The 24,242-nt window shown below is 49.3% G+C and carries 23 protein-coding genes; 13 read left to right on the plus strand and 10 right to left on the minus strand.

Annotated features, from left to right (window positions below):
* Positions 1-30 precede the first annotated feature (30 nt).
* Positions 31-1,491 (plus strand): phospholipase D-like domain-containing protein, encoded by a 1,461-nt coding sequence (locus tag EL143_RS10460; protein ID WP_085417009.1) that lies wholly within the window; start codon positions 31-33, stop codon positions 1,489-1,491.
* 113 nt (positions 1,492-1,604) lie between these two features.
* Positions 1,605-1,844, plus strand: a complete 240-nt coding sequence (locus EL143_RS10465; protein WP_085417010.1) for a hypothetical protein — start codon at positions 1,605-1,607, stop codon at positions 1,842-1,844.
* Between the two features lie 115 nt (positions 1,845-1,959).
* On the opposite strand, the gene EL143_RS10470 is transcribed toward EL143_RS10465, so the two are convergent.
* A complete protein-coding gene (locus tag EL143_RS10470; protein WP_085417011.1) occupies positions 1,960-3,153 on the minus strand; it encodes an amino acid aminotransferase in 1,194 nt (397 codons plus the stop codon).
* A gap of 168 nt (positions 3,154-3,321) precedes the next feature.
* Between EL143_RS10470 and EL143_RS10475 the strand changes: the two genes are divergently transcribed.
* The 7 genes from EL143_RS10475 (at position 3,322) to EL143_RS10505 (ending at position 12,181) form a co-directional block, all read left to right on the plus strand.
* The gene (locus EL143_RS10475) at positions 3,322-4,008 is read left to right on the plus strand and encodes an SIMPL domain-containing protein (RefSeq protein ID WP_085417012.1); all 687 of its coding nucleotides are present in this window, start codon (positions 3,322-3,324) and stop codon (positions 4,006-4,008) included.
* Between the two features lie 159 nt (positions 4,009-4,167).
* Positions 4,168-4,995: a M48 family metallopeptidase gene (locus EL143_RS10480; RefSeq protein WP_085417013.1), complete on the plus strand. Its 828-nt coding sequence runs from the start codon at positions 4,168-4,170 to the stop codon at positions 4,993-4,995.
* A 54-nt stretch (positions 4,996-5,049) separates the two neighbouring features.
* Positions 5,050-5,853 (plus strand): M48 family metallopeptidase, encoded by an 804-nt coding sequence (locus tag EL143_RS10485; RefSeq protein WP_085417014.1) that lies wholly within the window; start codon positions 5,050-5,052, stop codon positions 5,851-5,853.
* A 294-nt stretch (positions 5,854-6,147) separates the two neighbouring features.
* Positions 6,148-8,733, plus strand: coding sequence for a bifunctional aconitate hydratase 2/2-methylisocitrate dehydratase (acnB, locus tag EL143_RS10490; protein WP_085417015.1), 2,586 nt, complete (start codon positions 6,148-6,150; stop codon positions 8,731-8,733).
* 458 nt (positions 8,734-9,191) lie between these two features.
* Positions 9,192-10,316, plus strand: coding sequence for an ABC transporter ATP-binding protein (locus tag EL143_RS10495; protein ID WP_197719637.1), 1,125 nt, complete (start codon positions 9,192-9,194; stop codon positions 10,314-10,316).
* Between the two features lie 4 nt (positions 10,317-10,320).
* Positions 10,321-11,295, plus strand: a complete 975-nt coding sequence (locus tag EL143_RS10500) for an ABC transporter permease subunit (RefSeq protein ID WP_126326761.1) — start codon at positions 10,321-10,323, stop codon at positions 11,293-11,295.
* The gene (locus EL143_RS10505; protein ID WP_085417018.1) at positions 11,288-12,181 is read left to right on the plus strand and encodes an ABC transporter permease subunit; all 894 of its coding nucleotides are present in this window, start codon (positions 11,288-11,290) and stop codon (positions 12,179-12,181) included. Before EL143_RS10500 ends, EL143_RS10505 begins: the two co-directional genes overlap by 8 nt.
* A 54-nt stretch (positions 12,182-12,235) precedes the next feature.
* On the opposite strand, the gene EL143_RS10510 is transcribed toward EL143_RS10505, so the two are convergent.
* Genes EL143_RS10510 through EL143_RS10525 form a run of 4 tightly spaced genes read right to left on the minus strand, consistent with a single transcriptional unit; the run spans position 12,236 to position 14,706 of the window.
* Positions 12,236-13,432: a molybdopterin molybdotransferase MoeA gene (locus tag EL143_RS10510; RefSeq protein ID WP_085417019.1), complete on the minus strand. Its 1,197-nt coding sequence runs from the start codon at positions 13,430-13,432 to the stop codon at positions 12,236-12,238.
* The gene (locus EL143_RS10515; RefSeq protein ID WP_085417020.1) at positions 13,425-14,006 is read right to left on the minus strand and encodes a molybdenum cofactor guanylyltransferase; all 582 of its coding nucleotides are present in this window, start codon (positions 14,004-14,006) and stop codon (positions 13,425-13,427) included. Before EL143_RS10515 ends, EL143_RS10510 begins: the two co-directional genes overlap by 8 nt.
* Positions 13,997-14,455: a molybdenum cofactor biosynthesis protein MoaE gene (locus tag EL143_RS10520; protein ID WP_085417021.1), complete on the minus strand. Its 459-nt coding sequence runs from the start codon at positions 14,453-14,455 to the stop codon at positions 13,997-13,999. Before EL143_RS10520 ends, EL143_RS10515 begins: the two co-directional genes overlap by 10 nt.
* Positions 14,456-14,457: 2 nt before the next feature.
* Positions 14,458-14,706, minus strand: coding sequence for a MoaD/ThiS family protein (locus tag EL143_RS10525; RefSeq protein WP_085417022.1), 249 nt, complete (start codon positions 14,704-14,706; stop codon positions 14,458-14,460).
* A gap of 151 nt (positions 14,707-14,857) precedes the next feature.
* On the opposite strand from EL143_RS10525, the gene EL143_RS10530 reads away from it, so the two are divergent.
* Genes EL143_RS10530 through EL143_RS10540 form a run of 3 tightly spaced genes read left to right on the plus strand, consistent with a single transcriptional unit; the run spans position 14,858 to position 17,953 of the window.
* The gene (locus EL143_RS10530; RefSeq protein ID WP_085417023.1) at positions 14,858-16,744 is read left to right on the plus strand and encodes a type IV pili methyl-accepting chemotaxis transducer N-terminal domain-containing protein; all 1,887 of its coding nucleotides are present in this window, start codon (positions 14,858-14,860) and stop codon (positions 16,742-16,744) included.
* Positions 16,741-17,391: a response regulator gene (locus EL143_RS10535; RefSeq protein ID WP_085417024.1), complete on the plus strand. Its 651-nt coding sequence runs from the start codon at positions 16,741-16,743 to the stop codon at positions 17,389-17,391. The genes EL143_RS10530 and EL143_RS10535 overlap by 4 nt, the downstream gene beginning before the upstream one ends.
* A gap of 43 nt (positions 17,392-17,434) precedes the next feature.
* On the plus strand, positions 17,435-17,953 hold the full coding sequence (locus tag EL143_RS10540) for a C40 family peptidase (protein ID WP_372338553.1): 519 nt from the start codon (positions 17,435-17,437) through the stop codon (positions 17,951-17,953).
* 136 nt (positions 17,954-18,089) lie between these two features.
* Here EL143_RS10540 and surE read toward each other — a convergent pair whose 3' ends face one another.
* From surE to rpe, 5 genes are all read right to left on the minus strand, one after another.
* Complete coding sequence (gene surE / locus EL143_RS10545) at positions 18,090-18,842, minus strand: 5'/3'-nucleotidase SurE (protein WP_085417026.1); 753 nt, start codon at positions 18,840-18,842, stop codon at positions 18,090-18,092.
* A 219-nt stretch (positions 18,843-19,061) separates the two neighbouring features.
* Positions 19,062-19,562 (minus strand): hypothetical protein, encoded by a 501-nt coding sequence (locus EL143_RS10550; protein ID WP_085417027.1) that lies wholly within the window; start codon positions 19,560-19,562, stop codon positions 19,062-19,064.
* A gap of 252 nt (positions 19,563-19,814) precedes the next feature.
* The gene (locus EL143_RS10555; RefSeq protein ID WP_085417028.1) at positions 19,815-21,584 is read right to left on the minus strand and encodes a sodium:solute symporter family protein; all 1,770 of its coding nucleotides are present in this window, start codon (positions 21,582-21,584) and stop codon (positions 19,815-19,817) included.
* 3 nt (positions 21,585-21,587) lie between these two features.
* Positions 21,588-21,851, minus strand: coding sequence for a DUF4212 domain-containing protein (locus tag EL143_RS10560; protein WP_009116612.1), 264 nt, complete (start codon positions 21,849-21,851; stop codon positions 21,588-21,590).
* Positions 21,852-22,907: 1,056 nt separating this feature from the next.
* Positions 22,908-23,585, minus strand: coding sequence for a ribulose-phosphate 3-epimerase (gene rpe, locus EL143_RS10565; protein WP_085417369.1), 678 nt, complete (start codon positions 23,583-23,585; stop codon positions 22,908-22,910).
* A gap of 223 nt (positions 23,586-23,808) precedes the next feature.
* Here rpe and EL143_RS10570 point away from each other — a divergent pair, with 223 nt between their 5' ends.
* A complete protein-coding gene (locus tag EL143_RS10570; RefSeq protein ID WP_085417370.1) occupies positions 23,809-24,222 on the plus strand; it encodes a Spy/CpxP family protein refolding chaperone in 414 nt (137 codons plus the stop codon).
* The last annotated feature ends 20 nt before the right edge of the window (positions 24,223-24,242 follow it).

Consider the following 24,242-nt stretch of genomic DNA (forward strand, 5'->3'; position numbering starts at 1 on the left):
TACACACCGTTCACGCTATAATTAAGCACTATGAATACACAGACCCCCACCGCCCACATCGCCAACCAAAACACGCTGATCGAACAAATGATTCAGCGCGCTTCCGGCGCCCGCCCGTCTTGCAGCAACGAAATCACCATCCTGCTCGACAGCACCGAAAACTTTCCGGCTTGGGAAGCCGCATTACGTTCGGCCAAAGAAAGCATCTGCATCGAAATGTATATCTTTGCGCCCGACACATTCGGCAAAACCATACGCGATATTCTGCTGGAAAAACTGGCCGAAGGCGTGGCCGTTGCCCTGGTCTACGACTGGCTGGGTTCGATAAACACCCATCTGCGGGGATTTTTCAAACCCTTAACCCAAGCCGGCGCCGAAGTTAAAGCATACAACCCGCCCGGCTGGTTCGGCGGCTTGGGCGTATTGTCGCGCAACCACCGCAAGTCCATCATCATCGACGAACACACCGCATTTGTGAGCGGATTGTGCATTTCATCAGCATGGGAAGGCAGGCCAGAAAAAGGCATTTCCGTTTGGCGCGACACCGGCCTGCAATTAACCGGCCCGATTGTGCACGACATCCTGAGCGCCTTTGAAGACACTTTGCGCTCACAAAACGGCACAATGCCCGCCCGGATGCGTAATTATGAAAGCGGCGAATCCGTCCCTTCCGGCACATCCTGCGCCCGGGTGCTGGCCACTACCCCGGCCAACACCAATACCATGCGGTTGGATTTAAACATCATCGGCCTGGCCCGCCAAAACCTCTGGATTACCGACGCCTATTTCATGCCTACGCGCATGTATGTGCAGGCATTAATCAACGCCGCCAAAGCCGGTGTCGACGTGCGGATTCTCGTACCGCGCACATCCGACATCAAATGGATAGGCACGGTATCGCGCACACAATACCGCCAACTTTTAGAATCGGGCGTGCGCGTGTTTGAATGGGACGGCACCATGATTCACGCCAAAAGCGCCATCATCGACGGCCAATGGGCACGCGTGGGCAGCACCAATTTAAACCTGTCGAGCTGGTATGCCAACCGCGAGCTGGACATTTCCATCGAAGACCCCGCCACCGTTTACCAGCTTGAGCGCATTTTTCTGAAAGATTTGGAAAACGCCACCGAAGTCGTGCTGGATCAAAAGGCACACGCGCAACCTTGCGCTGACCGCAAGCCGGCATACCGCCATCACAAAGCGCTGCACCGCAGCCATGTAAGAGGCATGATGCGCCAAGTGATGCAGTTAAGCCATGTGTTCGACACCAATATCTCGCAAACCCGCCTGGTCGATCAAAGCGAAGCATGGGCTTATCTGGCCATCGGCACCGTTTTGCTGCTTACCGCAGTATTACTCTGGTTTGTGCCGCAAATTCTGTTATGGCCCCTGCTTCTGCTGCTCTTAATCGGCGGTGCAGGCACCAGCCTGAACGCCATACGGCAAATTATGCGCTTCAGAAAAAAAGCCAAGAAAACCGTTGAATAAAAATATGATAGCGTTCGTCCGAAACCTATTTGCCATGAAATCCAGATTGTTAAAATATTGTAAACAACATACAATATGAATAAACAATATTTTAAAACACGAGGGTACGATAAATGCGAATCAGCAAAACGGTTTTACTGCTTGTAGGGCTCCCCATTGCAGCACTCTATTGGGTGCAGAATACACCGGGCATGGAAGAAAAAATCAGCAAAACATTCAGCCGCGCGGAGCTTTTTGAAGTGAAGTTCAAGGATAAAGAAAAGCAAAAGGAATACGAAAATAACAAAGCGCCGCTGTTCCAAAGCTCGCAAAGCGGAAAAGCAAGCAACGCGCAAAATAAATCTGAAAATTAAACCACCCATCACTGCAATGCCTGTCTGAAACTCTTCAGACAGGCATTTTTATCAACACACAAAGTTAATTAGCAAATAAAAAGCGGCTTTTGAATTTAAGCCGCTTTAGCCATATTTACAACACTTTCACAATGCTTTCGCACAGATAGCGGATATTGTCTTGTGTGATGCCCGCCACATTGATACGGCCCGAACGCACGGCATAAATCGCGAATTCGTCTTTCAAACGGTCAACTTGCTCAGGCGTTAAACCGGAGAATGAAAACATACCGTTTTGTTTCACGATAAAGCTGAAATCCTGTTTTGCACCGTATTCTTTCAACAAATCCACAAACTGCTGACGCATCTCTTTAATACGGCCGCGCATTTCGTCCAATTCGGCAATCCACTGCGCTTTCAAAGCTTCGTCTTTCAATACCAAAGCCACGGTTGCGCCACCGTGAGAAGCGGGGTTGGAATACAGCGTGCGGATAATGGTTTTCACTTGGCTGAACGCGCGGTTGGCGGTTTCTTCATCGGCTGCAACCACAGTAAACGCGCCTACACGCTCGTTATACATACCGAAGTTTTTAGAATAAGAGCTGGCCACCAGCAATTCTTTATTCAGCTTGGCAAAAGCCCTCAAACCGTAGGCATCTTCTTCCAAACCGTTGGCAAATCCTTGATATGCGAAGTCAAACATCGGCAACCAGCCTTTTTCGGCAGCCATTTTTGCCAAAGTTTCCCATTGTTCCGGCGTGGGGTCGATACCGGTGGGGTTGTGGCAGCAGCCGTGCAGCAGCACCACGTCGCCCGCTTCGGCTTGGCTCAAATCTTCGATCAAGCCGTCCCAATCCAAACCGTGCGAGGCTTTATCGTAATAACGGTAATCGCGAATGTTGATGCCCACTGCTTTGAAAATCGCATTGTGGTTCGGCCAAGTAGGCGATGAAATCCAAATGTTTTTGGCGTTGGTCTGGCGTTTGATAAACTCGGCAGCCACACGCAAAGCACCGGTACCGCCCAAGCTTTGCGCGGTTTTGGCACGCTTGGAAGCAATGATTTCGCTATCCGCGCCAAACAGCAGCTTTTGCGTTTGCGCATTGTATTCGGCTACACCGTCGATAGTGAGATAATTTTTGGTATTCTCGGTTTCCAGCAAGCGTTTTTCAGCCTCTTTCACGGCTTTTACAATAGGGGTTTGACCTTGCGCATCTTTATAAACACCGATACCCAAGTTAACTTTATTTTCACGGGTTTCCGATTTAAATGCTTCGCCCAAACCCAAAATAGGATCGGCAGGTGCTGCTTCGATTTTGTCAAAAAACATGGTAAATACCTTTTTTACACAGATGAATAACGATTAACGATAATGCTTGTTCGGTTATACTGCTAAACAGGTAAACTTGACAAGCCACTACATCAAATTACTTAATTTTTTCAGACAGGCATTAGTATCCGCAAAAACCCCAACCCCAACCACAAAAGGAAAAAAATTATGCGTAAAACCATCGCCTTACTGCTGCTTTCATTGGTTGCCGCCCCGACACTTGCCGAACCGTTAAACTACAACGTGGTTTCTTTTTCAGAAAGCGCGAGCACTACTGCCGATAATGATTTGATGCGCGTCATTTTTTCAATCGAAGAAGAAGGCAGCAACCGCCAAGCTGTCAGTAACCGCATCACCAACCGCCTCAACGCGCTTAATGCACGGATTTCGGCCAATAAAGCTTTCAAAGGTGCCGTAATCAACCGCAGCACGCAACCCAATTACAACGAAAAAGGCAAAATAACCGGCTGGTACGACAGCGCCCAAGTCAGCGTAGAAAGCAAAGATTTTCAAGCATTAAACAAATTAATCGCCGCCAGCCAAAATGATGCGGCAGTACAAAACCTGAGTTTTACCGTATCCCGGGAAAAACGCAGCGAAATTACCAATGAGCTGAGCAAACAAGCCTTGAAAAATTTTAAGCAGCGTGCCGAAGTCATCAGCCAAACATTAGGCTTCAGAGGCTATAAAATCGTGAATATACAAATCAACAGCAATTTCCATACCCGCCAAGCATCCGTTACCATGAAATCGCACATAATGGACGCAGCAGCTGAAGCCGCACCGGAAATGACGGCCGACAACCCGGGCACGGAAGAAATCACGCAAACCGTAAGCGGTTCCATTCAAATGTAATGGCATAATCCCGATTTGAATGAACGAGCCATACCAAGCTTAACGCTAGTGGCAGGCATACCGCTTTTAAATTTATTTGCCATATAACTTTTTACCAACAAAACATGATATAAACTGTTGGTTGATGCAATGCCCCTCCAACTTAGGATATGGATTTTGATGCGTACCAAACACTCCGCCACACAAGCTTTGGCATGCTCTTTCGCCCTCTTGCTGCTAAGCGGTTGTCATGTTGTTGCAGAAATGGCCGGCCACAACACCGCTTCCCTGAACCAAACCGCAGCCAAACAATACCGTCAAATGATGCAGATTGCCGACGGGCGCTATTTGGTAGATACGGAATCGGAAACCGCCCGCCGTGTACACCACATTTTTAACTGCATGAAACCTTATGCAGAAAAAGCCAACCAAACCGGTACGCCTTTTGACTGGCAGATGACCGTTATCAAATCCAAAGAATTGAACGCATGGGTCATGCCCGGCGGAAAAATGGCGTTTTACACCGGAATGGCAGACACGCTTAACTTAAGCGACGGAGAAATCGCTGCCGTTATCGGCCACGAAATGACCCACGCGCTGAAAGAACACAGCAAAAAGAAAACAGGGCAGCAAGTACTCACACGGCTCGCCGGCGCAACTGCGGGAATTGCCTTACAGGCCACCACCGGCATAAGCGGCGGATTTGCCAACCTCGGCACAGATGTCATTACCCATTACGGCTTTAAGATGACTTATTCCCGCAGCCAGGAAAACGAAGCAGACGAAGGCGGAATGCGCCTGATGGCACAAGCCGGCTACCACCCGCAGGAAGCCGTTACACTGTGGCAGAAAATGGAAAAACTTAAAAGCAACCACAACCTGAAAACCATGATTGCCTCGAGCCACCCCACCAATAAGCGGCGGATAGAAAACTTGCAAAAAATGCTGCCCGAAGCAACCAAACATTACCGCCCCGACGCCTCATGCGCCCCTAACCGACCGTACTAAGATTTTCAGACAGGCATTCAATCATCAATGCCACTATGCAGGAGCTTAATAAACATGAAAAAAATCACCCTCACCGTCCTAGTTGCAGCAATGAGCCTGAATCTGTCAGGCTGTACCGGAATCGCCGATGCAGTCGGCTACGATACGGCAACATTAAACCAGGCAGCAGCCAAACAATACACGGATGTTGTTACCACCGCCCGCAATAAAAACCTGATTGACAACACCTCCCAAACTTCGCGCCGCGTACATACCGTATTCAACCGCCTGAAACCCTATGCCAACCAAGCCAACAAAACCGGCGTGCCTTTCCTATGGCAGATGACCGTAATCAGATCCAACGAAATGAATGCTTGGGCCATGCCGGGCGGAAAAATGGCGGTTTATACCGGCCTCGTAGAGCGATTAAAACTCACTGACGACGAGATCGCTGCCGTAGTCGGCCACGAAATGACCCATGCCTTGCTCGAACACAGCAAAAAAGCCGTCGGCCAACAGATTCTAACCGGCTTGGCTGCCGACATCGGCGGCGCCGTATTACAGTCTTCAACCGGCGTCAGCGGCGATGTGATTAATTTGGGCACATCAATCGTCGGCGATTTGGGCATTACCAAACCTTTTTCGCGCAAGCAGGAAGACGAAGCCGATGAAGGCGGTTTGCGCCTGATGGCACAAGCCGGCTACAACCCCGAAGCCGCCATTACCGTTTGGGAAAAAATGAACCGCGTAGCAGGTAATAACAGCGGTTTCGGCACCATATTGTCCACCCACCCGTCCAACGACGCACGCATGAAAAACCTGCGCAGAATGATGCCGGAAGTTATGCCCGTTTATGAGCAAAGCAAAAAAGGCCGCTAATTTTTCACACAAAACCGCCCGAAACCAAACGGGCGGTTTTCTCTTGGCGCCCCTCCGCCAGCAAACACAACAGAGCCGTTTTCAAACCTGCACCGCAAAGTAAACGATCCGGCTTTTTTCCATCAACAACATAAGCTTTCAGACAGGCATTCCCCTCAAAACACCACTTTGTGAACCAAGCAAAAACTAAGCTTTATAAACTCTTCCTGTTTCGTTAAATTTAGTTTATGATAGCCGGTAAGTCCGCATGACTACATGCGGTTTCAGAAGAAAAACACGCAAAAGGAACAAATGATGTTAGAAGCTTATCGCAAAGCCGCCGCAGAGCGCGAAGCCCTCGGTATTCCCGCCCTTCCCCTTACCGCACAACAAACCGCTGATTTAGTAGAGCTATTGAAAAATCCGCCCGCAGGTGAAGGCGAATTCTTGGTTGATTTGCTCGCCAACCGCGTGCCGCCCGGCGTGGACGATGCCTCAAAAGTCAAAGCATCTTTCCTTGCCGCCGTTGCCGAAGGCAGCGTAACCAGCCCGCTGGTTTCTCCCGAGTATGCAACCAAACTGCTCGGCACCATGCTCGGCGGTTACAACATCCACCCGTTAATCGAGCTTTTGGACAACGAAAAACTGGCGCCTGTTGCCGCAGAAGGTTTGAAACACACCCTTCTGATGTTTGACGCTTTCCACGACGTTAAAGAAAAAGCCGACAAAGGCAATGCGCACGCAAAAGCCGTGTTGGAATCTTGGGCCAACGCCGAATGGTTTACCTCACGCGAAAAAGTGCCCGAAAAAATCACCGTTACCGTATTTAAAGTGGACGGCGAAACCAATACCGACGACCTTTCCCCCGCGCCCGACGCATGGAGCCGCCCCGACATCCCGCTGCACGCTTTGGCGATGCTGAAAAACCCGCGCGACGGCATCAATCCCGACAAACCCGGTGAAGTCGGCCCCATCAAATTGTTGGAAGAGCTGAAAGCCAAAGGCCATCCCGTTGCTTATGTCGGCGACGTAGTGGGTACCGGTTCTTCCCGTAAATCCGCCACCAACTCTGTAATCTGGCACACCGGTTTGGATATTCCTTTCGTGCCGAACAAACGCTACGGCGGCGTATGCTTGGGCGGCAAAATCGCGCCGATTTTCTTCAACACTCAAGAAGACTCAGGCGCGTTGCCGATTGAAGTTGACGTATCGCAACTGAAAATGGGCGATGTAGTCGATATCCTGCCTTACGAAGGCAAGATTGTGAAAAACGGCGAAACCGTTGCCGAATTCCAATTGAAATCACAAGTATTGCTCGACGAAGTACAAGCAGGCGGTCGTATCAACCTGATTATCGGTCGCGGCCTGACCGCCAAAGCCCGTGAAGCTTTAGGCTTGCCCGCATCTACCGAATTCCGCTTGCCGCAAGCGCCAGCCGAAAGCAAAGCAGGCTTTACCTTGGCACAAAAAATGGTCGGCCGTGCCTGCGGCTTGCCTGAAGGTCAAGGCGTGCGTCCGGGTACTTATTGCGAACCGCGCATGACCACCGTCGGCTCTCAAGATACCACTGGCCCGATGACCCGCGACGAGCTGAAAGACTTGGCTTGCTTGGGCTTCTCTGCCGACTTGGTAATGCAGTCTTTCTGTCATACCGCCGCTTATCCGAAACCGGTTGACGTAAAAACCCACAAAGAGCTGCCTGAGTTTATCTCTACCCGCGGCGGCGTGTCTTTACGTCCGGGCGACGGCGTGATCCACTCATGGCTGAACCGCCTGCTGCTGCCCGATACTGTCGGCACCGGCGGCGACTCGCACACCCGCTTCCCGTTGGGTATTTCTTTCCCCGCAGGTTCCGGCTTGGTAGCGTTTGCTGCGGCAACCGGCGTAATGCCTTTGGATATGCCGGAGTCTGTATTGGTACGCTTCAGCGGCAAACTGCAACCGGGCGTAACTCTGCGCGATTTGGTTAATGCGATTCCGCTGTACGCCATCAAACAAGGTTTGCTGACCGTAGCCAAAGCCGGCAAGAAAAACATCTTCTCCGGCCGCATCTTGGAAATCGAAGGCTTGCCGGACCTGAAGGTTGAACAAGCGTTTGAATTGTCTGACGCCTCTGCCGAGCGTTCAGCTGCCGGCTGTACCGTGAAGCTCAATAAAGAGCCGATCATCGAATACATGAATTCAAACGTTGTATTGATGAAGAACATGATTGCCGACGGCTATAAAGATCCGCGCACCTTGGAGCGCCGTATCAAAGCCATGGAAGCATGGTTGGCTAATCCGCAATTGCTGGAAGCGGACAAAGATGCGGAATACGCTGCCGTTATCGAAATCAATATGGACGATATCAAAGAACCGATTATCGCCTGCCCGAACGATCCGGATGACGTATGCTTCATGTCTGAGCGTTCAGGCACGGTAATCGACGAAGTGTTCATCGGTTCTTGTATGACCAACATTGGCCACTTCCGTGCGGCTTCCAAACTGCTGGAAGGCAAGAGCGATATTCCCGTGCGTTTGTGGGTAGCTCCGCCGACCAAGATGGATGCCCAAGAGCTGACCAACGAAGGTCACTACGGCGTGTTGGGTCGTGCCGGTGCGCGTATGGAGATGCCCGGTTGCTCGTTATGTATGGGTAACCAAGCACAAGTACGCGAAGGTGCTACTGTGATGTCAACTTCAACCCGTAACTTCCCGAACCGCTTGGGTAAAAACACCAACGTGTTCTTGGGTTCTGCGGAATTGGCAGCGATCTGCTCGAAACTGGGTAAAATCCCGACAGTTGAAGAATACCAAGCCAATATTGGTATCATCAATGAGCAGGGCGATCAAATCTACCGCTACATGAACTTCAATGAAATCGACAGCTACAACGAAGTAGCCGAAAGCGTTAAAGTTTAAGCAGCTAAGGTAAATACTTACCTTTCAGACAAGCATTCAAATGCCTGTCTGAAACAAAAAACGGGATAGTTTATATCCCGTTTTTTTTATAATTGATTTTAAAATAAAACGAAGATTTTGAAGCCGATATTTATTAAACTGTTAAAAAATACATCTTCATATTATCAGCCTTACTTGGCTACGCTGATTTTATTACTCAAATTAAACACTTGAGCAGCAAACCCCAAAATCAAGAATACTTTATCCAATCATCCCTCCAATCATTATTTAACCGATTAATTCCATCTAAAAATCAATTTTTTGATTGCCCCAACCCATCACAACAAAATATAATTACCGATTTTGAAAAAATCATTCTCGCGCTGCCCGAACGCTTGGAGGTTCCCTCGGAGAGCAATCAAACAGCTTTATTTTCACCCTCGCGAAATTCCGCTTTGCGGTACCCGTTTTACTGGAGTATTGCCATGACCACTGCGTCTGCCAACCAACCTTATCTGCAAATCAAGGGTTTGGTTAAGAAATTTGGTGACAATTACGCTGTCGATCACATCGACCTGAATATCGACAAACATGAAATCTTTGCTTTGCTGGGCAGTTCGGGTTCCGGCAAATCAACCCTGCTGCGTATGCTCGCCGGAATGGAAACCCCTTCAGAAGGTAGCATCATTCTCGACGGACAGGACATTACCAAGCTCGCACCTTATGAGCGCCCTATCAATATGATGTTCCAAAGCTATGCCTTATTCCCGCATATGACTGTGGAGCAAAACATTGCTTTCGGCCTGAAACAAGACAAAATGCCCAAAGGCGAAATTGCCGAGCGCGTGGAGCAAATGTTGCGTCTGGTTCAAATGACCAAATTTGCCAAACGCAAACCCCACCAGCTTTCAGGCGGTCAGCAACAGCGTGTCGCCTTGGCACGCAGCCTTGCCAAGCGCCCGAAAATCCTCTTGCTTGACGAACCTTTAGGCGCACTGGATAAAAAGTTGCGCCAGCAAACCCAGCTGGAACTTGTAGATACACTCGAAACCGTGGGCGTAACCTGCATCATGGTAACGCACGACCAAGAGGAAGCAATGACTATGGCTACCCGCGTCGCCATTATGTCCGACGGCCAACTCAAACAAGTCGACACCCCCAGCAATATCTACGATTTTCCCAACAGCCGCTTTACTGCAGAATTTATTGGTGAAACCAATATTTTTGAAGGCACGGTCGACAGCATCAACGAACATCATGCCTTGATAAACTGCCCGGAATTACCCAGCAAAATCTATACCGACCAGAAATTCGAGGGCAAAGAAGGGCAAACCATTTGGATCAGCATACGCCCTGAAGATATTGATTTGCATAAAGAAAAACCGGCTCATCGCGACAGCCACAACTGGGCGAAAGGCATTGTAAAAGACATCGCCTACCTCGGCAGCTTCGCCATCTATCATGTGCAAATGGAAAACGGCCGCATTATCAAAAGCCAAGTTCCTGCACCTTACTGGTATGTGCGTAATATCACGCCTCCTACCTGGGATGAAGAAGTTTATCTGGATTGGCCTGAAAACCAGCCTACCCCGTTAACCCGCTGAGGAAATGACCATGTCTGTCAACATCAAACGCCGCCTGCGCCCCGGACGCGGCCTTGTTATCGGTATACCCTATATCTGGCTGCTGGTGCTCTTCCTGATTCCGTTTTTTATCGTGCTGAAAATCAGCTTTGCCGAGCAAGAGCTGAAAATCCCGCCTTACAGCGATTTATTCATGCTAGATGAAACAACCGGCAAACAAACCCTGCATCTTGTTTATTACAATTATCAGGAAATTTTTGCCAATTTTACAGACACGCTCAAACAGATGTTCAGTCTGGGCGGTGAAGGTAATAATATATATTTGCGCAGCTACTGGCTTTCAATCAAAACCGCGGCTACCACCACGCTTATCTGCCTGCTTTTAGGCTATCCGATGGCCTATGGTATCGCCCGGGCGAAGCCTGCTTACCGCAATACTTTGCTGCTGGCTATTATGCTACCGTTCTGGACATCATTCCTATTGCGTGTCTATGCCTGGATGGGTTTGTTGAGCCAAAACGGCATCATTAATAATCTATTGATGAAATACAATATCATAGATGAGCCGCTGCAAATGTTTTATAACGCTTTCTCTCTCAATCTTGTGATGGTTTATGCCTACCTGCCGTTTATGATTCTGCCGCTTTACACTCAGTTGGTAAAATTCGACGGCCGTTTGCTGGAAGCCGCTTCCGATTTAGGCGCAGGCCCGATTAAATCATTTTTTACCATCACTCTGCCCTTGTCGAAAACCGGCATTATTGCAGGCTCTATGTTGGTATTTATCCCATGCGTAGGTGAATTCGTGATTCCCGATTTGGTAGGCAGCTCCGATAATCTGATGATCGGCAGAACCCTTTGGATGACTTTCTTCGATGCCAACAACTGGCCTTTGGCCGCTGCTTTGGCCGTTATTATGGTCTTGTTGCTGGTCGTGCCCATCGCCTTATTCCAACACTATGAAAACCGCGAATTGGAAGGAGGAGGCAAACATGGCTAATCAGAAAATGTCTTGGTTTCTCAAGATGATGCTGCTTATCGGCATGGCTTTCCTTTACATCCCTCTGATTGTATTGGTGATTTATTCATTCAACGAATCCCGCCTGGTTACCGTATGGGGCGGCTTCTCAACCAAATGGTATGCGCGCCTGCTCAACAACAGCGAAATTTTGGAAGCGGCATGGTTGTCTTTGCGTATCGCTGTGGTTTCTTCATTCGTCGCCGTTATTCTCGGCACTTTAGCAGGCTACGCGTTGGCGCGCATCAAGCGCTTTCGCGGCAGTACCCTCTTTGCAGGTATGGTGTCGGCTCCTATGGTGATGCCAGATGTGATTACCGGCTTATCGTTGCTTTTGCTGATTATTCAAGTGCAAGGCATGATACAAAGCATTACAGGCACCCAGGCCGAATGGCTTGACCGCGGATTTTTCACCATTTTTCTCGGCCACGCCACTTTGTGTATGGCTTACATTACCGTGGTTATCCGCTCACGCCTGATGGAGCTCGACCAATCGCTGGAAGAAGCCGCGATGGACTTGGGCGCGCGCCCTTTGAAGATTTTCTTTGTGATTACCTTGCCCTTGATTGCGCCTGCAATCGTATCGGGTTTTTTGCTCGGCGTGACGCTTTCTTTGGATGATTTGGTGATTACTTCCTTCCTCTCCGGCCCGGGCTCTTCCACGCTGCCGCAAGTTATTTTCTCCAAAATCAAGCGCGGTTTGGATCCTCAAATGAACGTGTTGGCTACCATCATGATTGCCATTGTGGGTACACTAGTAATTATCATCAATTGGTACATGATGCGTCAAACCACCAAACGGGAACGTGAAACCGCAGAGGCCGAGCGCCAGGAAAAACTGGCCGTAGAACAGGCCATTCACAATTAACTCAAGCCCGCTGCCCAAATGCCTGTCTGAAAATTTTTCAGACAGGCATTTGTGTTACTTCAGCATCAATATCCGCACTTTGCTGCCGGCTTCTATCAGCGTGTCCGGCGGCACGTCGCACAAGGCATTGGCGGCAACGCATGTGGCCAACATAGCCGAGCCTTGGTTGGGCAGCAGGCGGGCAACCGTTTCGCCGTTTTGCTCCGTTTCCACCCGAACCCGCAGAAACTCGCGGCGTTTGATGGCCTTTTTGGTGGTAAATGCGGCGGTAATATATAACTCCGTGAGCTGCCAATCTGCTTCATTTTTACCCATTAATTTATTCAACACCGGCAGCAGCAGCACCTGCCCGGTTACACACGCAGACACAGGATTGCCGGGCAACACAAATACATGCGCCCTGCCTGCTTCGCCCCAAGCAAAGGGCTTGCCGGGTTTGATGGCAATGCTGTGTTCGGTCAGCACGCCGATATTTTGCAAGGCCTGCTTCAGGTAATCCGCATCGCCCACCGATGCGCCGCCGCTGGTGATAATCACATCATATTGTTCGCCCGCCTGCTGCAAAGCGGTTTGGGTTTGCACCAAATCGTCGGGCAGAATGCCTCCGTCGTCGGTTTCGATACCCAAATTGCGCAGCCACGCAATCAGTTGGTAGCGGTTGGCATCATAAATTTTACCCTTGCCCAATTCGGCACCCGGCTCGGTGAGTTCGTTGCCGCTGGACAATACAACCGCCTTCATTTTCCGGTACACCGGCAGCTCGCGGCAGCCCTGCGATGCGGCCAAACCCACGGCTGCGGCAGACATCATACTGCCGCGCGCCAGCAAAATGTCGCCTTCTTCGATTTCCTCAGCTTTCAGCCGCATATGCTGCCCCGCTTTGATGGCCGTATCGACATGTAACTTGTCGCCCTCGACCCGGCAGTCTTCCTGTAACACCACCGCCGTAGCTTGCGGCGGCAACGCGGCGCCGGTAAAAATGCGCACGGCCTGCCCGTGCTGCAAAGGCGTGTCGCTGATTTCACCGGCCATAATCCGGCTGACTACAGTAAAGTCTTGCAAGCCGCCCTGATTGTCGCACACGGCATAGCCGTCCATCGCGCTGTTGTCGAACAAAGGGCTCGGGTAACGCGCAAACAAAGGCTCAGCCAATATCCTGCCCATGCTTTCAGACAGGCATACGGTTTCGCTGCCCAAGCTGCAGGAATGGGAAAGCAACAATCGGTTGAGCGCGGTTTCAAAGTCAAGCATGCGGTTTCTCCATATCTTGCAAAGTATTGTAGTTTCGGAATTCGGCTTCATTGGGAAAATACACGGGGCGTGCGTGCTGCCCGGCCAACCAGCCCTGAATGCTGCGTCCGCCGGCATCTAGATACGCGGCAGCAGAACCGAGCAAATCCGTGTGCACCAGCATCACGCCGTAATGCCGGCGCGCTTCGGTAGCGGCATAAAAGGCACGGCAATCGGGATTGTGTTCGGCCGCCTCCGTCAGCCTGCGGCATAAATCCTGCGGCAAATGCAAAGTATCGCAAGGCACTGTCAGCAGCCAGCCGGCTTGCGCCAATCCGGTTTCGGCCGCGCTGGCCAGCGCAGCCAGCGGGCCGCAGTTTTGGTAGGCCGGCAGATCGCCGAACACTTGGGCTGCGCGCTTTGCATATTCAGCCTGATTGCGGTTGGCGCTCACGGCGATGCGGGAAAGCGGCAGGTTCAAGCGGCGGATAACATGGTCGATAAACGCCACACCTTCATACATTGCCAGCCCTTTATCGCAGCCGCCCATGCGGCTGCCCTGCCCGCCTGCCAGAATTAATGCGTTCAGCGCCATTTATCTACGGCCTCTACATCGCTTTGTTTGGCTTCCACCCAGTGTTCACGCCCGTCTGAAAAATGTTCCTGCTTCCAAAACGGTGCTTGGGTTTTCAGATAATCCATCAGAAATTCGGCTGCGGAAAACGCTGCTTTGCGGTGTTCGCCCGCCGCCAACACCAACACGATTTGCTCGTCCGCACCCAACAGGCCGACCCGGTGGATAACGGTGCAGGCGGTGAGCGGCCAGCGCTTATCGGCTTCACGTGCGATTCGTTCGATTTCCCGTTCGGTTACTTCGGGGTAATGCTCCAGAAAAAGATGGGATAAAGGCGTGTCGGTATCCTTATCGCGTACCCGCCCGACAAAGGCCGCAACCGCACCGGTATTTTCAGTATCTTTCAGCAGCATGTCATATTCGTTTTGCAGATTAAAATCCGACTCCTGCACGCGCACGGTCAGCTTCATGTTCAACCTCCCGTTACCGGCGGCAGCAGGCCTACCTCGGCTCCGTCGGGAATTTCCGCTTCCCACGGGCTAATCTGCTTGTTGATTACGATGCGGAATATTTTGTCTTCCGCCAATGCGTCGTCCCATTCTGCTCCGCGGGCTCGCAAAATGGCAAGCAGATCAATGCCGCAGCCGCCTTTCCATTCGAGTGTTTCCCGTTCGGTTTTCAAACGCTGCTTCAATACGCCGAAATAAAGAATGCTGATCATGATAGCAATGCCTGTCTGAAAAAGAAGATAGGCCGATTCTACCTCATTTCGCAAGACCGGGAAGACGCCTTATCCTTTAGTAGGATTGAAGCTAATCCCTCTAAATGATACTTTCGGCCTAATCCTTAATAAGCTTACTGACGGCACGCTTATGAACCACCATATCAGCCTCTCCGGGCGATTGAAACTGCTAACGGCGCTTTGGGTAACGGCAGCATTGGTATCCATCGCGTTTACCCTGGTTTTGTCTTGGCGCATGGAAGGTGCGGGAGCAGCCATCAACGATGCCGGCAGCCTGCGTATGCGTACTTACCTGATGGCCTTCAAATTAACAGAACAGCCGCCGGTTAACACCATTGAGACCGACATTCGTGAATTTGACCGCATATTGGCCAACCTGCAAAGCGGCGACCCCAAACGCCCTCTCTTTTTACCCTCATCTGAAGATGTCGCGCAACAGATGGCACAGATAGTCAACTACTGGCAGCATCATACCCGTCCCATGCTGGCTTCTGCCGAAACAAACCGCCCCGCCCTGCATCAAACCCTGCAAAATTTTGTGGCTCAAATCGACAAGCTGGTGCTGCTGGCAGAACGGGAAAACGCACGCAACACAGAATGGCTGCGGCTTTTTCAGACAGGCCTGATGGTGATGGTGTTGCTGGGAGCAGCGGTGATGGTGGTATTGCTTTACGCTTGGGTAATCTTGCCCATCAACAACCTAAGCGCCGGAGTAAATGCCATCCGTGAAGGCCGGTTCGGCAAAAAAGTGGCTGTCGGCAATGTAACCGAATTCGCCCAACTTGCCATCGGCTTCAACCAAATGAGTACCCACCTGCAAAAGCTGTATGGCAGCTTGGAACAAAAAGTAGCGCAAAAAACCCATGATCTCGCCCGCAAAAACCACGAGCTGGAAACCCTCTACCAAACCACCCGCCAACTACACCAAACCCATGCCGCAGCAGAGGCCGCACAGGATTTCCTCAACCGCGTAATGCCGCAAACTTCCGCTGCGGCCGGCAGCGTGCGCCTGCTCGACTTCACCCGCAACAGAATGGATCTCGCCGCCAGCAAAGGCCTGCCTGAAAACTTACGCACAGCCGAGCAATGCGAACGTTTGGAAGCCTGTTTCTGCGGCCATGCCGCCAATAATCAAACCGGCGAACACATCGTACATTTTTTCCATGACGAGCCGCCGGAAACGGTCAACTTCTGCGAAAAAGCAGGGTTTAAAGATTTGGCCGTGTTTCATGTGCGCCATAAAGATCAGGAAATCGGCATTTTTACACTCTATTTCAACGAGCAATCCTCTTTGGAAGCCGCCGAATCCGAATTATTGAACACCTTGTGCGACCAGCTCGGCCTTGCCATTGCCAACATCCGGCTAATCGAAGAAAACCGCCAGCTTGCCGTTTTACAGGAGCGCAACCTTTTGGCGCAGGGTCTGCACGACAGCATCGCGCAAACCCTTACCTTTCTCAACCTGCAGGTACAAATGCTTGAAAGTGCTATGAAAACCGGCCAGTTGGAACAAATTGAAGAAAATATGAACTTTATCAAAGAAGGCGTGCAAGAATGCTATGACGACGTGCGCGAACTTCTGCTAAACTTCCGAACGAAAGTCAGCAGAAAAGACTTTACCGAAGCCGTTGAAACCCTGACCAAGCGGTTTACCCAGCAAACCCACATTCCCGTGGAAGTCAAATGGTCGGGGCACGGCTTACCGCTCAGCCCCGAGCAGCAGCTGCAAGTCATCTTCATTTTGCAGGAAAGTCTGTCCAACATCCGCAAACACGCCCGCGCAGACCATGTTGAAATATCCTTGCAAAACCATCAGGATTTCATTTTGAGCATCCGCGACAACGGCATCGGTTTCGGCATGGAAAGACTTGCAGCCATGAGCAGCAGCCATGTCGGCATCGGTATTATGTACGAACGGGCGCGCAGGATTCATGCCGAGCTCGACATCACTTCCGTGTTGGAGCAGGGCACCACTATCACACTGACTTTACATGAGAATAAGAGAGCAGCCACATGAGCATCAATATCGTACTGATCGACGACCACACCCTTTTCCGTAGCGGCATCAAAGCCCTGCTTTCCCGCCAGGAAGATTTCAATGTTGTCGGCGAGGCTGAAGACGGCCTTTCCGGCGTTAAAATTACCGAGCAGCTGCACCCCGATATCGTTTTGCTGGATTTGGACATGCCTGTTATGAATGGGCGCGAAGCATTGGAGCAAATCCTCAATGCCAACCCCGAACAAACCGTTGTGATGCTTACCGTATCGGAAGACAGCGAAGACCTTACCGAATGTATGCGCTTGGGCGCGCGCGGTTTTCTGCTGAAAAACATCAATGCCGATTTTCTGCTCGATTCCATCCGCAAAGCGGTGGACGGCGACAATGTGTTTTCCCCCGAAATGACTGCGCGGCTGGTTCAATCGCTGATTTCCCCCACGCCCGCTCCGAAAAACGACCAACTCGCAGGCCTCACGCCGCGCGAGCTGGAAATTCTCGGCTATCTGGCTGCCGGCCACAGCAACAAAATCATCGCCCGCCGCCTCGACCTGGCCGAATCCACCATTAAAGTGCATGTACAAAATATTTTGCGCAAACTGGAATTAAGCAGCCGCGTGCAAGCGGCCGTATATGCCGTGCAGCATAAAGTGCCGCAGCCGGATTAACCTGTTTGTACCGATGATTTGCAAGGAAACCATCATGCTGAACCTGAAACCTTTTTACCGCGCCGCCTGCTTGGGCGTGCTGACTGTTTCGCTTTCCTCTTGCGGCATTTTTTCTTCAGGCAAACCGAAAACCCATGCCTCCAAAAGCAGCGTAAAGCCTGTGCGCATCAAACACATCAACCAACAGGAAGGCGGCCGCGAGCTGATTCTGCAAAGCATGGATTTGGTCGGCACGCCCTACCGCTGGGGCGGCTCCACCGACACGGGCTTCGATTGCAGCGGCATGATTCAATACCTGTATAAAAACGCACTCGATGTGAACATCCCCCGTACATCGCGCCAAATGGCCGCCGCCAGCCGCAGCATTAACCCCAAAAAGCTGAAATCCGGCGATCTTGTGTTTTTCAACACTTCCGGCCGCGGTATTTCCCATGTCGGCTTATATATCGGCAACGGGGAATTTATCCACGCCCCCTCATCCGGCAGCGTCGTCCGCACGGAGAGGCTGGACAAACCTTACTACGCCAAACGCTTGGTCAAAGCCGGTACATTCTTTGATTAACGCCGTGTCAATAAATTGATTTCTGCGGCATTCTTACTTATCGAGCTTATCTGCCATATAAAACCAATGCCTGTCTGAATGTTTTTCAGACAGGCATTGCCACATGCGAATCACGCAAACGCTTTCGGCATCATTGTCAGCCGGCACCGTTTTGCCAGAATCGGTCCACTTCCTGCATCTGCTCGAAACCGGTCAAATCAATTTGCAGCGGAGTAACGGTAATAAAACCCGCCTCGCATTCTGCGAAATCGGTACCGGTTTCTTTATCGGAAATATCGCCGATCGGCCCAATCCAATATATCGGCTCTCCGCGCGGATTGCGCGAGGGAACAATGCTTTGCACATGATGCCGGCGCCCCAGCCGCACGGTTTTGATGCCTTGGATATCTTCAGGCGCCACGGCAGGAATGTTCACATTCCATAAAACAGGCTTTTGCGGCGGCGTTTTTACCAAACGGTCTATCATCATCCAAGCAGCTTTTTCGGCAGTTTCCCAATAACGGTCGCTGAAATCATTCAGCGAAAAAGCAACGGCCGGAATGCCTAAAAGATAAGCTTCCGTAGCCGCCGCAACCGTACCCGAATAAAGCGTGTCATCACCCATATTGGCACCATGGTTGATACCGGATAACACCAAATCCGGTTTGAACTCAGGCAGTGCGTGCAAACCGAGGTGGATGCAGTCGGTAGGTGTGCCGCTGACAAAATAAAAACCGTTTTCAGCTTCCCGTATGCTCAGAGGCCGGTCAAGCGTGAGCGAATTGCTCACACCGCTTCTGTTCCGCTCCGGAGCCACCACACGCACGTTGGCAAACTCGCCCGCCACACGCGCCAACACCGAAATACCCTGCGCGAGATAACCATCATCATTACAAACCAATATATTCATAAATTTACCGTTGCTCTGTTTTTGATAAGTGGAGGCTATTCTACGATTCCGCCTCGGCAAAATCCAGACATGGCCAGATTCAAAACCATATAACCCATCCACAGGCAGCAAGCCGAAAACTGCACGGGCGGCACCTGCTTCATCTTTGAGTTAAAGCTCAGCCCAAATTAAATTTCTTTCAGACAGGCATTATTATTCCAGGGCATGCTCTCAGAAGGTTTAACGGCAAACCGCTTGGGCAATCTGCCCGGTATATTGGCCTTTATTCCAGCCATCCGGCACGGGCACACCGTTTTCCACGCTTTTAACATTCGCCTGCAGGCGCTTTTTGCAGTCAATCAAAACCGGCCAGGTGTTGGCACTCATTCGTCGCTCGAAAAAATAGAGGTTGGTCTGCAATACCGTTTTATCATCATCCGCAAACAAAACTTTATCGGTATCCACCGCCACGAATTTCAATACTTGCGGCTTAATATAGCTCCACGGTTTGTAAAACGCCGTTTCCCCGATTTCAGCCACCACTACGGTATTTTTCGGCAATAAAGAGCGGGTGTGGTTGAACCAGGTATATTCGCTGTACACTTGAAACAATAACATCCCCAAACCTGCCGCGGCGGGAACCAGCCATTTGGGCGACTTTTTAAAAATAAACCTCAAACCCAACATTATACCGGCGGCACCCAATCCGGCAAAAACCGTAGCAATCAATTCCCAAACCATAAATTCTTCCCTTTATTAACATTCAAAAAGCAAGCCGTCTTTATTTCCGGCGTCCCCTAAACAATGCCTGTCTGAAAAACTGCAAACCCTATCGTTCAATCAAATCAATTTAAACATATTACTCCGGTGCTTCAAATAATGGGTTTAAATTAATCTGAGCATCATAATTCACGCGCAGATAAACAGTTTCAAATCTATACGATTTTAAAATTTTGGGCTTCCTTCCGGAAGCCCAAACTTAACAAGAGTCAGTTAGTGATCAACTGCCTGACCGGCACCACGCGGATAACGTACGCTTTCTACCAAATCTTGTACATCTTGCGGCGGCGCTTTACCTACGCTGGAAATCACGAATGCAACCACAAAGTTGATTACCGCACCCACTGTACCGAACGACAGCGGAGAAATACCGAACAACCAATTGGCTTCCACATTCTCAAAAGTGTTGGTACCGGGGATGAAGAACCAGCCCATATACAGGAAGATATACACACAAGTGGAAATCAAACCGGCCAGCATACCTGCCGTTGCACCTGTACTATTAATGCGCTTAGAGAAGATACCCATCATCAAAGCAGGGAAGATAGAAGCTGCAGCAATACCGAAAGCCAATGCTACTACTTGTGCTGCAAAACCAGGAGGATTGATACCCAACCATGTGGCAACGACAATCGCCAAGGTCATAGACACACGTGCTGCCATCAATTCACCTTTTTCAGTAATATCGGGTTTAAGCGTTTTCTTAATCAAGTCATGCGATACCGCTGAAGAAATGGCGAGTAACAAACCTGCTGCAGTAGACAATGCTGCCGCCAAACCACCCGCAGCAATCAAACCGATTACCCAGCTTGGCAAGTTCGCAATTTCAGGGTTAGCCAATACCAAGATATCGTTGTTTACAGTTAACTCGTTACCTTTCCAACCACGCTCTGAGGCAGTTGCTTCAAAAGCAGCGGATTTGTCGTTGTAGTATTGAATATTGCCGTCGCCGTTTTTGTCTTCAAACTTCAGCAAACCGGTGGTTTCCCAGTTTTTCATCCATTGCGGACGCGCTTCATAGCTCAAAGCCTGCTCTTGAGAGCCGTTCGGATACACGGTATTAACCAAGTTGATACGGGCCATAGAGCCTACTGCTGGAGCCGTGGTGTAAAGCAAGGCAATAAATACCAGCGCCCAACCGGCAGAAGAGCGCGCATCGGATACTTTAGGTACGGTAAAGAAACGGATGATTACGTGCGGCAAACCGGCAGTACCGATCATCAACGACATGGTAAACAGGAACATATTGAATTTATTGGGCACATCGGCAGTGTATGCAGTAAAGCCCAAATCGGTTACCAACAAATCCAGTTTTTGCAGCAAAGGCATGCCGGAAGCGGTATCCGTGCCAAACAAACCCAAAGGCGGAATCGGATTACCGGTTAAGTTGAAAGAAATGAACACAGCAGGAATGGTATAAGCAATAATCAACACAACGTATTGCGCAACCTGTGTGTAGGTAATGCCTTTCATACCACCCAATACCGCGTAGAACAACACCACTACGGCAGCAATCAGCAAACCGGTCGTATTACTCACTTCAAGGAAGCGTGAGAACGCCACACCGGCACCGGTCATCTGGCCGATCACATAAGTGGTTGAAGCCACAATCAAACAAGCCACGGCCACCAAGCGGGCGGTACGGCTGTAAAAACGGTCGCCGATAAAATCCGGCACGGTAAATTTACCGAATTTACGCAGATAAGGAGCCAACAGCAAAGCCAGCAATACATAACCGCCGGTCCAACCCATCAAATAAGCCGAAGCGCCGTAACCGTTCATCGCCAGCAAACCGGCCATGGAAATAAACGATGCGGCGCTCATCCAGTCGGCCGCTGTGGCCATACCGTTTAAAACCGGATGCACGCCGCCGCCGGCTACATAGAATTCCTTTGTGGAACCCGCGCGGGCCCAAATCGCAATACCGAAATACAATGCGAAAGACGCGCCCACAAAAATCAAATTAATTGCAAATTGGCTCATGGTTTACTCCTCATGTACACCGAATTCTTCATCCAGCTTATTCATTCTCCAAGAATAAAAGAAAATGATGGCGATGAACGTTAAAATGGAACCTTGTTGGCCAAACCAAAAACCTAAATCAGATCCCCCTATCTTAATTCCCGCAAGCAAAGGACGCAGCCAGATAGCAAAACCGTGGGAACACACAGCCCAGACTACCAAGCAAGTCAAAATAAGTCGGACATTGGCTTTCCAATAACCGGCCGCATCATGTTTGTGATTGGACATGATTGTTTCCTCCTAAATCTGTTCTTCTTTAAAAACTTCTTTTCGGTATCGATGCCGCACTTTAACTTGCAAACGAAACACCAAACCCGAATCGGCGAATTTCCAGTCAAAATACAGGCTACATCTGTCCTTCTTCAAATGTAGTCGTGTGTAGCAGAATAACATAGATTTACACTATTGCAATGTCTTTCGGCATCCTTTCCGTAAAAATAAAACCATCTGTATGATTTATATAAAAAAATATATAAGCTTATGAATTATATTAGAAAAAATAAAACAAAAAGCCATAAATAAAAATTATCGAAGCCCAAAGAAACACAGATAACCAAGCATATAAATATATTTACAATTTACTCTATTTTACAAATTAAAAAACATAACGGTAAAACCTTAATGTCATTACATGTAGTTTGGTGCAATAGCTTTCGGCAAAACTTTGCCAAACAGATCTTAAAACGCAAACCGAATCACAAAATTAATTTAACCAATTGAATTTTATATATTTTTATAAAATTATGAAAAATGTTTTATGCTTATTCCACAATAAAATTCCAGTTTTTGCTTACGAATATACCCCTAGCCCATCTATGGTTTTCCTATCAAAACGTATCTTCCCCTGCTTTTTCTTTAAAATATTAATAATCCAAACCTGCCTTGTTTCCGCAACAAATGAAAAATCAAGCGTTTCAAGCCAATTTATTCCCCGGATATGCGCCATATTTTTTGTTGGCGAAGCAACACAAAACGGTTTGGAAATAAATTTCCAAACCGTTAAAGTATCAATCTTAAAGATTTAAGATATGGTTTTGCCGAACCGGTAAATCAAAGAATGCCTGTCTGAAAAATATTTTCAGACAGGCATTCCCATTATTCCGAACAGCCTCTCTACATTTACCGGCTCACAACGATAGCCAGTCCAGCTTTCATAATAATTATAAGAGCATCGCACCAGTTTTTACCCGAATACGGCGAAACACAATGTTTCAACTTTATTCACACCGGCATTTAAGAACCCGCACGCCTCATTTCAGACAGGCCTGTCTGAAAACAACACCGTCAAACGCCTGCTAACTCTTTACGCATTTGGCTGATCACTTCAGCATAATCAGGTTTCCCAAAAATAGCAGAACCTGCCACAAAAGTATCCGCCCCTGCCGCCGCAATTTCAGCAATGTTTTCAGGTTTTACCCCTCCGTCCACTTCTAAAGAAATCCAACGGCCACTGCAACGCTCATATTCATCGAGCATGCTTCTCACTTTACCCAATTTGGTTAAAGTATGCGGGATAAAACTCTGCCCGCCAAAACCCGGGTTTACCGACATTACCAACACCATATCCAGCAGATCCAACACATTTTCCAACACATTCACAGGAGTGGCAGGGTTCAATACCAAACCTGCTTTACACCCTTTATCCCTAATTAAATTCAAGCTTCTGTCCACATGCCGGCTCGCTTCAGGATGAAAAGTAATCATGTCTGCGCCCGCATCGGCAAAAGCAAGAATCAAATTATCCACCGGCTCCACCATCAGATGCACATCTATCGGCACCCGGGAATAAGGTTTTACCGCAGCGCAAACCATTGAACCGAAAGTAAGATTCGGCACATAATGATTGTCCATCACATCAAAATGAATCAAATCAGCGCCCGCTTCCACCACCTTTTCCACCTCCTCGCCCAACCGTGCAAAATCGGCAGACAAAATACTGGGGGCGATACGGTAATCAACCATACTTTAACTCCAACTATATTTTCAGACAGGCATATTATTCCATTCATCCCCAACAGACACAATGACAACAAAACTACAACAAAAGCATATAAATATACCAAAAGAATAAAAATATTAAAATCAAATATATTAACGGAAGTTAACGCCCTAAATACTCTGCTTCACGCCAAAGTCCGCTATATTAAACCCGCTTTAATTCTGTCTTACTTAATGGAATCATGAAATGAAAATTTCCGGCTTTCCCTGCATCAAATATACTGCCGCAGCCGCGATATGCACTTTATCGCTACACGTTTCTGCCGCCGTATTGAGCGATTTTTATCCCAATTGCGATATGCGCTCACTGTCTTTAGATGAAGAGCAGCAAAAAGCACTCCGCCAAATCCGCAACACACACAAAAAAAACATAGAGAAAGTTAAAATCAGAAACCGAACCGCCCATTTCTCGCGCAAACAAGAATTAATCAGGGTTTTATCAATCAGCCCTTTCAATAAATACGAAGCGCGCCGCTATCTTCAAAAACGCTACGATTCCGATATGGATCTGGCCATCGAAGAGCTTTCAGTGCACCATCAGATATTTCAGGTTTTAACCCCACAACAACAAGAAAAATGGCTGGCCAACTGCGCCCGCTGAGCAAAAATGCCCGAATCCGT

It is taken from the genome of Neisseria canis (assembly GCF_900636765.1).
GTDB classification, from domain to species: domain Bacteria; phylum Pseudomonadota; class Gammaproteobacteria; order Burkholderiales; family Neisseriaceae; genus Neisseria; species Neisseria canis.